We start from the raw sequence: 10,211 nt of genomic DNA, 5'->3' as shown, positions 1-10,211 counted from the left end.
TCGCCGGCAAGCCGGCTCCTACAGGGGTTCGCGGTGTACTTTGTAGGAGCCGGCTTGCTGGCGATGAGGCCAGAACAGACAACACAAACTCCAAACTGACAGCGCCGTCAGTTAGCAGTCACCTTCCTGACCGGCGAACAGGTTTATAAAGGAAGGTATAACACTGACAAAATTCCGTCCTCCCAGCCCCGGCGCCCCACTCGCATGCGAATTCAGAAAAAACCCGCCCTGCTCGCCGCCCTCCTGATTGTCCTGGCAGCGCTGGGCGTGTGGTACGCCACCAAACCGGCCACGGCCAGACTCGCCGCGCCCACGGCGATCCCGGTTCGAGTGGTCAACGTCGCCGAAAAAGACGTCCCTCGTTACGTCAGCGGCATCGGCTCGGTGTTGTCTTTGCACAGCGTGGTGGTACGTCCGCAGATCGACGGCATCCTCACCAGAATCCTGGTCAAGGAAGGTCAACTGGTGAACAAGGGTGACTTGCTCGCCACCATCGATGATCGCTCGATCCGCGCCAGCCTGGATCAGGCCCGCGCACAGCTCGGCGAAAGCCAGGCGCAGCTGCAAGTGGCGCTGGTCAACCTCAAGCGTTACAAACTGCTGAGCGTCGACGACGGCGTATCCAAACAGACTTACGACCAGCAACAAGCGCTGGTCAACCAGCTCAAAGCCACCGCCCAAGGCAATCAGGCGTCGATTGACGCCGCTCAGGTGCAGCTTTCCTACACACAGATTCGCTCCCCGGTCAGCGGTCGCGTGGGGATTCGTACGGTGGACGAAGGCAACTTCCTGCGCATGACCGACACCCAAGGCTTGTTCACGGTGACGCAGATCGACCCGATTGCCGTGGAGTTTTCCCTGCCACAGCAAATGCTGCCAACCCTGCAAGGCCTGATCAACGATCCGGAACACGCCCAAGTGAAGGCCTACATCGGTGCCGACACCGACGGCGAAACCGGCAACCTGCTGGGCGAAGGCCACCTGACCCTGATCGACAACCAGATCAACGCCAACACCGGGACCATCCGCGCCAAGGCCGAATTCAACAACCCCGGGCAAAAACTGTGGCCGGGCCTGCTGGTGACGGTAAAAATTCAGACAGCGCTGGAAAAGGATGCGCTGGTAGTGCCGCCCACCGTCGTACAACGTGGCCTCGACCAACACTTCGTGTACCGGGTCAAAGGTGACAAGGTTGAAACCGTCCAGGTGCAGATGGTCTATCAAGGCAGCGGCCAGGACATCATCAAAGGCGTGAAACCGGGCGACGTGCTGGTCAGCGACGGTCAGTCGCGCCTCAAGCCCGGTTCGACGGTCCAGGTGCTGACTGACCCCGCGCAAATGGTGCAAACGGAGTCGAAACCATGAAGGGCCACGGCTCGGTTTCCGCGTGGTGCATCGATCATCCGGTGGCGACGATCCTGCTGACGTTTGCCCTGGTATTGCTCGGCGTCATTGCGTTCCCACGGTTGCCCATCGCGCCGCTGCCGGAAGCTGAATTCCCGACCATCCAGGTGGCCGCGCAACTGCCCGGCGCCAGTCCGGAAACCATGGCTTCCTCGGTGGCCACGCCGCTTGAAGTGCAATTCAGCGCCATTCCCGGCGTGACCCAAATGACCTCGAGCAGCGCCCTCGGCTCGACCAACCTGACCCTGCAATTCACCCTCGACAAAAGCATCGACACCGCCGCGCAGGAAGTGCAGGCCGCGATCAACACCGCCGCCGGCAAACTGCCCAAGGACATGCCTAACCTGCCGACCTGGCGCAAGGTCAACCCGGCCGACAGCCCGGTGCTGATTCTCAGCATCAACTCGACCCTGATGCCCGGCCCCGAACTCAGCGATCTGGTGGAAACCCTGCTGTCCCGTCAGATCAGCCAGATCGACGGTGTAGGCCAGATCAACATCACCGGCCAGCAACGTCCGGCGATTCGCGTTCAAGCCTCGGCGGACAAACTCGCGGCCATCGGCCTGACGCTGGCGGACATTCGCCTGGCGATCCAAAACACCAGCCTCAACCTGGCCAAAGGCGCGTTGTATGGCGAGTCGAGCATCTCGACGCTGTCGACCAACGATCAGTTGTTCCACCCCGAGGAATACAGCCAACTCATCGTTTCCTACAAGGACGGTGCACCGGTTCACCTGAAGGATGTCGCCAAAGTCGTCAACGGTTCGGAAGATGCCTACGTGCAAGCCTGGGCCGGTGACAAACCCGGGGTGAACCTGGTGATTTCCCGGCAACCGGGGGCCAACATCGTCGAGACCGTGGACCGCATTCAGGCCGCCCTGCCCGCTCTCGAAGCGATGCTGCCGGCGTCGGTGCAGGTCAAGGTGCTAGTCGACCGGACCCAGACCATCCGCGCGTCGCTGCATGAAGTGGAAATCACCCTGCTGATCGCGATCATGCTGGTGGTGGCGGTGATGGCGCTGTTCCTGCGTCAGTGGTCGGCGACGCTGATCGTGTCGGCGGTACTGGGTGTTTCGCTGGTCGCCAGTTTTGCCCTGATGTACATCATGGGCTTCAGCCTGAACAACCTGACACTGGTGGCGATCGTGGTGGCCGTGGGGTTTGTGGTCGACGATGCGATTGTCGTGGTGGAGAACATTCACCGGCACCTGGAGGCCGGCGACGGCATGCGCGAGGCAGCGATCAAGGGCGCCGGCGAGATTGGTTTTACCGTGGTCTCGATCAGCTTTTCGCTGGTGGCGGCGTTCATTCCGCTGCTGTTCATGGGCGGCGTGGTCGGGCGGCTGTTCAAGGAGTTCGCCCTGACGGCCACGTCTACGATCATGATTTCAGTGGTGGTGTCGCTGACGTTGGCGCCGACGCTCGCCGCGCTGTTCATGCGTGCGCCGGTGCATCACGCCCACAGTAAAAAAACCTTTGGCGAACGCTTGCTGGCCGGCTACGAAAAGCTCCTGCGCCGCGCCCTCGCCCATCAGAAATTGATGATCGGGGTGTTCGGCATGTCCCTGGCCCTGGCCATCGCCGGCTACATCTTCATTCCGAAGGGTTTCTTCCCGGTGCAGGACACCGGTTTTGTCCTTGGCACCACCGAAGCCGCCGCCGATATTTCCTACGGCGACATGGTGAAAAAACACCTGGCGATGGCAGAAATCGTCGCGGCAGATCCAGCGGTCGCGGCGTTTTCCCACTCCGTCGGCGTCTCCGGCAGCAACCAGACCATCGCCAACGGCCGCTTCTGGATTTCCCTGAAAAAACGCAGCGAGCGCGACGTCTCGGCCAGCCAGTTCATCGACCGGATCCGTCCGCAACTGATGAAAGTCCCGGGCATCGTCCTGTACCTGCGCGCCGGCCAGGACATCAACCTCAGCTCCGGCCCGAGTCGCGCGCAGTACCAATACGTGCTCAAGAGCAACGACGGCGCGACCCTCAGCACCTGGACCCAGCGCCTCACGGAAAAACTGCGCGCCAACCCGGCGTTCCGCGACATTTCCAACGACCTGCAACTGGGCGGCAGCATCACCCACATCAGCATCGACCGCAGCGCCGCCGCGCGTTTCGGCCTGACCGCCAGCGATGTCGACGAAGCGCTGTACGATGCGTTCGGTCAGCGGCAGATCAACGAGTTCCAGACCCAGATCAACCAGTACAACGTGATCCTGGAACTGGACACCAGGCAACGCGGCAAGGCCGAAAGCCTCAATTATTTCTACCTGCGCTCGCCGCTCAGTGGGGAAATGGTGCCGCTGTCGGCGCTGGCGAAATTCGATGCGCCGACGGTTGGCCCGTTGTCGATCGCACATGACGGGATGTTCCCGGCCGCCAACCTGTCGTTCAACCTGGCGCCCGGCGTGGCGCTTGGCGATGCGGTGATCATGCTCAATCAGGCCAAGGCCGAGATCGGCATGCCGGCCGCCATGAGCGGCAACTTCCAGGGCGCGGCCCAGGCGTTTCAGAGTTCGCTGGCCAGCCAGCCGTGGCTGATTCTGGCGGCGCTGGTGGCGGTGTACATCATTCTCGGCGTGCTCTACGAGAGCTTCGTGCACCCGTTGACCATCATCTCGACGCTGCCCTCGGCGGGGCTCGGGGCGGTGATCATGCTGTGGATTTGCGGCCAGGATTTTTCGATCATGGCGCTGATCGGGCTGGTGCTGCTGATCGGCATCGTGAAGAAAAACGGCATCCTGATGATCGACTTCGCCCTCGACGCCCAACGCAACGGTGGCCTGCCACCGGAAGAGGCGATTTTCCAGGCCTGCATCACGCGGTTCCGGCCGATCATCATGACCACCCTCGCCGCCCTGCTCGGCGCGCTGCCTCTGATGCTCGGCTACGGCACCGGCGCCGAACTGCGCCAGCCGTTGGGGATCGCGGTCGTCGGCGGCTTGCTGGTGAGCCAGGCGCTGACGCTGTTCACCACTCCGGTCATATACTTGTGGCTGGAGCGACTATTTCATCGGCCCAAAAAACCAGCGCCCGTACCGGTGCTGGCGACCACAGACTGAGGCGGGGTCATGCGCGTTCTGATTATCGAAGACGAGGAAAAAACCGCGGACTATCTGCACCGCGGCCTGACGGAACAGGGTTACACCGTGGACCTGGCGCGGGACGGCGTTGAAGGCCTGCACCTGGCGCTGGAAAGCGACTACGCGGTGATCGTCCTCGACGTGATGTTGCCGGGCCTCGACGGCTTCGGCGTACTGCGCGCCTTGCGTGCGCGCAAGCAAACCCCGGTGATCATGCTCACCGCCCGCGAGCGTGTCGAAGACCGGATCAAAGGCCTGCGCGACGGCGCCGACGATTACCTCGGCAAACCGTTTTCCTTCCTCGAACTGGTGGCGCGCCTGCAAGCGCTGACCCGGCGCAGCGGCGGTCATGAACCGGTGCAAGTGAGCATCGCCGACCTGTGGATAGATTTGATCAGCCGCAAGGCCACCCGCGCCGGCACGCGTCTGGACCTGACCGCCAAGGAGTTCTCGCTGCTCAGCGTGCTGGCCCGCCGGCAAGGTGAAATCCTCTCGAAAACGGCGATTGCGGAAATGGTCTGGGACATCAATTTCGACAGTGACGCCAACGTCGTCGAAGTCGCGATCAAACGTCTGCGCGCCAAACTCGACGGGCCGTTTGACGAGAAACTGCTGCACACGATTCGTGGCATGGGTTATGTGCTGGAGAGCCGTGGTGTCCAGTAATTCGATTGCCCTGCGCCTCAGTGGAATGTTCACGCTGGTGGCGCTTTTGGTGTTTCTGCTGATCGGCTGGGCGCTCTATCAGCAGGTCGACAAAGGCCTGGGTTTGCTGCCCGAAGCCGAGCTGGACGCACGTTACAGCGTGCTCGAATCCACCGTCGGCCGTTACGGCACGCCCGAGCATTGGGTGAAGATCAACAACAAGCTCAAGCTGCTCGGCGAAGAAGACAAACGCATCAGTTTCTGGATCACCAGCGGCGATCCGCACTACGAATATGGCAACCCGACGCCGCAGATCCGCGCCTTCGCCGAAGGCCCGCTGGGCATGCGCGATTTGCAGTTGCCGGGCCAGCCTTATCCAATGAAAGTGCTGGTCAGCCAGTTCCCGGCCAAGGATCAACGCCCGCCGCTGCGCTTCATGATCGGCATCGACACCGAGACGTTTTTTCAAACCCAACATCATCTGCTGATTGCGCTGATCAGCCTGGCGATTGTCGGCGTGCTGCTGGCTTCGGCACTCGGTTATTGGGTGGCGCGGATCGGCCTCAAGCCGTTGATCAAATTGTCTCAGGAGGCTCAGCGCCTGGCGCCGCCGCTGCGTTCCGGGCGTTTGCGCTTATCGTCGTTGCCGCCGGAACTCAATCAGTTCGTCAACTCGTTCAACTCCACCCTGGAGCGGGTCGAACAGGCTTACTCGCGGCTTGAGTCGTTCAATGCCGACGTCGCTCATGAACTGCGCTCACCACTGACCAATCTGATTGGTCAGACCCAGGTTGCGCTGACGCGCGGGCGTTCGGCGGAACACTATTTCGAAGTGCTGCAATCGAATCTCGAGGAGCTTGAGCGACTGCGTTCGATCATCAACGACATGCTGTTCCTCGCCAGTGCGGATCAGGGCAGCAAGGCGACCAAACTGACATCCACCTCGCTGGCGGATGAAGTGGCGACGACGCTGGAGTATCTGGATTTCATTCTTGAAGACGCACAGGTTCAAGTGCAGGTCCGTGGCGATGCGCAGGTACGGATCGAAATCGCACATCTGCGTCGGGCGCTGATCAACTTGCTGAGCAACGCGGTGCAACACACCGAGCCCGGACAGGTGATTCAGGTGCAGATCGACGTCGAGGACCATCAAGTCAGCATCGGCGTGGCAAACCCCGGTGCACCGATTGCCAACGAACATCTGCCGCGATTGTTCGAGCGCTTTTACCGGGTCGATGCGTCGCGCAGCAACAGTGGCAACAACCACGGCCTGGGCCTGGCGATCGTCAAGGCGATTGCGTTGATGCACGGCGGGGATGTGTTTGTGCGCAGTGACCACGGCATGAATACCTTCGGTATTCACCTTCCCGTCTGACAGACCTGAAAATCTCGCCCCACGCCCCCCCTGTAGGAGCTGGCTTGCCAGCGATGGCGTCTTCGAAAACAGCGAAAAACTGAAGACCTATCGCCAGCAAGCTGGCTCCTACAGACGGCGATATTTGCTTATCCCGCAACAGTCCTTTATTGAATTGGCTCTGTTTCCCATCGGCCAGGATCCTTATCTTTGCGCCACCAAACAGCACTTGCCAAGCAAGAAGGTTTTAAAGATGTCCAACACTATGGGTATTGCCAGCGCTTTCGTTTTGTCCTCTTTGTTCCTCTCTCCATTCGCCATGGCTGAAGAGTCGCAGTCCTTCGTCGCACACAATGCAGCGCGCGCTGCAGCGTTTGAAGAACATCAGAGCGAAATGACGGCCAAGGCGCAGGACGCTGCGCAAACCCCTCAAGCGTCGACCATTCAGGCCCAGCCACGGGTTGAGAAAGATAGCTGATCGCTCACATCGCTCTATTTCCCTCGACACTTTTCATTGGCTCTTCCTGTTGAAAAGTTGTCTTCAAAGCCGCTGCTATCAGCGGCTTTTTTTTGTTGTGGTTCAAATGCTGTCCGGTTCGTCTTCCCTGACAAGAAACATCCCGCACTTCAAAACAATGAAGTGTTCAGTAGACCCAAGGAGCTGTACCGCTAGTGCGTTTCCCTCAAAGATTCAACCCGCTGTTCATTGCAATCGCCGTAACGATGCCTATCAACGCCAAGGCAGCCGATCAAGAAGGTTTTGTCGAAGGTTCAAGCCTCAACCTCAATGCCCGCAACTACTACATGAACCGCAACCGTCTGCAGCAGGCTGACGACAACATTGAATGGGGCCAGGGTTTCCTGGGGGTCTTCGAATCGGGTTTTACCGAAGGCACCGTCGGTTTCGGTCTGGATGCCCACGCCATGCTCGGCCTCAAGCTCGACGGCGGTGGCGGCACCGACAATTCGAGCATCCTGCCGGTCGGCGATGGCAATGGCAAAGCGCCGGGATCGTTTTCGACGGCGGGTGGCACGCTGAAAATGCGCGCCTTCGATACCGAGCTGAAGGCCGGTGACCTGTTTCTCGCCAACCCGGTGATCGCCGGCGGCGAGACGCGCATGCTGCCGCAGACCTTTCGCGGCGTCAGCTTGACCAATCACAGCTTCGACGGTCTTCTGATTGAAGGTGGCCAGGCGAGTTTCACCAAGCCCTACAACCAAAGCGGTCATACGCGCATCGGCACGTCCTATGGCAGCCTCGCCGAGGGCGACGAGAGCCAGCACCTGAACTGGGCCGGCGTGGCCTGGAGCGGCCTGCCGGGGTTGACCAGCAGCCTTTACGCCGCCGAACTCAAGGACATCTGGAACCAGTATTACTACGACCTGGATTACACCTACGCGCTGAACGAATGGGTCAGTCTCAATCCGGGCCTGCACGTTTATCACACGCAGGACACCGGCGATGCGCTGCTGGGCAACATCGACAACAACACTTACAGCCTGCATTTCACCGTCGGCGTGGGCAATCACAGCGTCACCGCCGCTTACCAGCGGGTCAACGGCAACACGCCGTTCGACTACATCAGCCAGGGCGACAGCATTTTTCTCGACAACTCCCAGCAGTATTCCGACTTCAATGGCCCGAATGAACGCTCGTGGAAACTCAAGTACGCCTACGACTTTATCGGACTCGGCCTACCCGGCCTGACCTCGGCAGTGTCTTACTCCCGGGGCGAGCTGGACCTGACCAAGGTTGACCCGCAGAGCCGCGGTTATGCGTCGTGGTACAGCGCCGACGGCAAAAATGCCAAGCACTGGGAGCGTGACATTGATCTGAAGTACGTGGTCCAGGGCGGCAAGGCCAAGGATCTGTCGGTACGCATGCAATGGGCCACCAACCGTGGCGGCAAGGGCTACGGCGCGCTGGATCAAGACACCGACGAATACCGGCTGATCGTCGACTACCCGCTGAATGTCTTCTAAGCTTCGCTGAGCAAAAGGCCAGCATCTTTTGCTGGCCTTTTTTTTATCCGGCCTTTATACAAGCCCTCTGGACGCGACCGGTTTCTGGGACTCTGCCCGACTCTTGTAAAAAACGTTCATAACACCTTATTTGCAGAAGCCAGAACCATGAGTGTGAGCAGTGTGAAATCTCAAGATCCGATCGGGTCGACACGATCGGAGCGACTTCTGATTCTCGGCAGTGTGCTGTTGGTGATTGCGATACTCAGCATCGTGACGTTTCTGCTGATCCGTGAGCGCGCCAACGCCGAATTGTCCGCCGCTCGCGCCGCCAACAACATCGTGCAATTGATCGACGCCGACGTGTTGCGCAATGTCGAACTCTATGATATTTCCCTGCTGGGCTTGATCGCCGCCTCCCGGCGAGAGGATCTCAAGAGCGTATCTCCAGCCATTCGCCATATGGCCTATTTCGACCGCGCCACTGCCGCGCCGTACAAGGGCAATATTTTGTTGCTCGACAACAAGGGCGACGTGATCGCCGACTCGGCTTCGGTGGAGCCCAGGCAAGGCAACTACGCCGATCGCGAATACTTTCAATCTCACGTGAACAACCCGGACCCGGGCATGTTCATCAGCCCCCCCTTTAGAGCCAGGTCGCCCGAACAGGATTGGCGTATCAGTTTCAGTCGACGGCTGAGCGGCTCCCAGGGTGAGTTTCTGGGAGTAGCCGAAGCCGCCATGCGCTTGAGTTACTTCGATCAGTTGTTCAACAGTTTGAGCATCGGCCGCGATAGCACGGTCAATCTGATCAGCAAGAATGGGATTCTCCTGGCTCAGCAACCACGCCTGGCCGAAGAGCTGATTGGCAAGGATTTCAGTAATCGCCCCAATTTCCAGCGCATCGTCAAAGAAGGCAATGGCAGCTTCACCAGCATGTCCGATCGATACCGTGACAAGCGTCTGTACACCTTTTCCAAGGTCGGAAATTTGCCACTGATCGTCATCGTTGCGCTGTCCAGTGATGAAGTTTTTGCGGCCTGGAAGCGCACGGCAGTGGTAGTCAGCTCTGCAACCGTAGCCTTGTGCATAAGCCTGCTGTGGCTGACGTGGCTGCTACGCCGTGAATTGCGCCGGCGTCACAACGCCGAACACGAGCTGGCACAACTGGCCGCCACCGATGCCTTGACCGGCGTGGCCAACCGCCGAACGCTCGATCAAACCCTGCGCCATGAGTGGTTTCGCGCGCAACGCTCCGGCAAACCGCTGTCGGTGTTGATGATCGATGCCGACCACTTCAAAGCGTTCAACGATCAACATGGCCATCAGGCGGGTGACGATGCGCTGCGGGCACTGGCCAAGGTGATCACCGAGAATGTGCGGCGACCGACGGATCTGGTCGCCCGCTACGGGGGGGAGGAGTTCTCGGTGGTGCTGGCGGAAACGGACAGCGCAGGCGCGCGGCAAATTGCTGAACACATTCGGTCTGCGGTGGAACAACTGCCGTTTGTGGCGGGCGTGGAATCGCCGATTACTGTCAGTATCGGCATCAGTACGTGGACTTCGACCACCGATACCAGCCTTGAACAGTTGCTGTTTGCGGCGGACAAAGCGCTGTATCAGGCCAAGGAAAGTGGGCGCAATCGGGTGGTGGCTACGGAGTGAGATCTGCGGTGTGATGGCTGGCCCCATCGCCGGCAAGCCGGCTCCTACAAAGGGAATGACCGCCGCATAACCTGTAGGAGCCAGCTTGCTGGCGATGG

General features: G+C 60.0%; 7 protein-coding genes. All 7 read left to right on the top strand.

The window, feature by feature from the left end; genetic code table 11:
- The first annotated feature begins 204 nt into the window (after nucleotides 1-204).
- The 7 genes from PMI32_RS07940 to PMI32_RS07970 all read left to right on the top strand — a co-directional run bounded on the left by PMI32_RS07940 (nucleotide 205) and on the right by PMI32_RS07970 (nucleotide 10,113).
- A complete protein-coding gene (locus PMI32_RS07940) occupies nucleotides 205-1,365 on the top strand; it encodes an efflux RND transporter periplasmic adaptor subunit (protein WP_008032295.1) in 1,161 nt (386 codons plus the stop codon).
- Nucleotides 1,362-4,466, top strand: coding sequence for a multidrug efflux RND transporter permease subunit (locus PMI32_RS07945; RefSeq protein ID WP_008032293.1), 3,105 nt, complete (start codon nucleotides 1,362-1,364; stop codon nucleotides 4,464-4,466). Before PMI32_RS07940 ends, PMI32_RS07945 begins: the two co-directional genes overlap by 4 nt.
- A gap of 9 nt (nucleotides 4,467-4,475) precedes the next feature.
- A complete protein-coding gene (locus PMI32_RS07950) occupies nucleotides 4,476-5,153 on the top strand; it encodes a heavy metal response regulator transcription factor (RefSeq protein ID WP_007916978.1) in 678 nt (225 codons plus the stop codon).
- Nucleotides 5,143-6,507, top strand: coding sequence for a heavy metal sensor histidine kinase (locus tag PMI32_RS07955; protein ID WP_008032291.1), 1,365 nt, complete (start codon nucleotides 5,143-5,145; stop codon nucleotides 6,505-6,507). Before PMI32_RS07950 ends, PMI32_RS07955 begins: the two co-directional genes overlap by 11 nt.
- Nucleotides 6,508-6,739: 232 nt before the next feature.
- Nucleotides 6,740-6,964 carry a hypothetical protein gene (locus PMI32_RS07960; protein ID WP_008032290.1) on the top strand — a complete coding sequence of 75 codons (225 nt, stop codon included), beginning with the start codon at nucleotides 6,740-6,742 and terminating at the stop codon, nucleotides 6,962-6,964.
- Between the two features lie 194 nt (nucleotides 6,965-7,158).
- A complete protein-coding gene (locus PMI32_RS07965; RefSeq protein WP_008032288.1) occupies nucleotides 7,159-8,469 on the top strand; it encodes an OprD family porin in 1,311 nt (436 codons plus the stop codon).
- Nucleotides 8,470-8,616: 147 nt separating this feature from the next.
- The gene (locus PMI32_RS07970; RefSeq protein WP_008032285.1) at nucleotides 8,617-10,113 is read left to right on the top strand and encodes a sensor domain-containing diguanylate cyclase; all 1,497 of its coding nucleotides are present in this window, start codon (nucleotides 8,617-8,619) and stop codon (nucleotides 10,111-10,113) included.
- The last annotated feature ends 98 nt before the right edge of the window (nucleotides 10,114-10,211 follow it).

It is taken from the genome of Pseudomonas sp. GM60 (assembly GCF_000282415.1).
Taxonomy (GTDB): domain Bacteria; phylum Pseudomonadota; class Gammaproteobacteria; order Pseudomonadales; family Pseudomonadaceae; genus Aquipseudomonas; species Aquipseudomonas migulae.
Note: the sequence above shows the minus strand (reverse complement) of the source record. Positions and strands in the feature narration are given on the sequence as shown.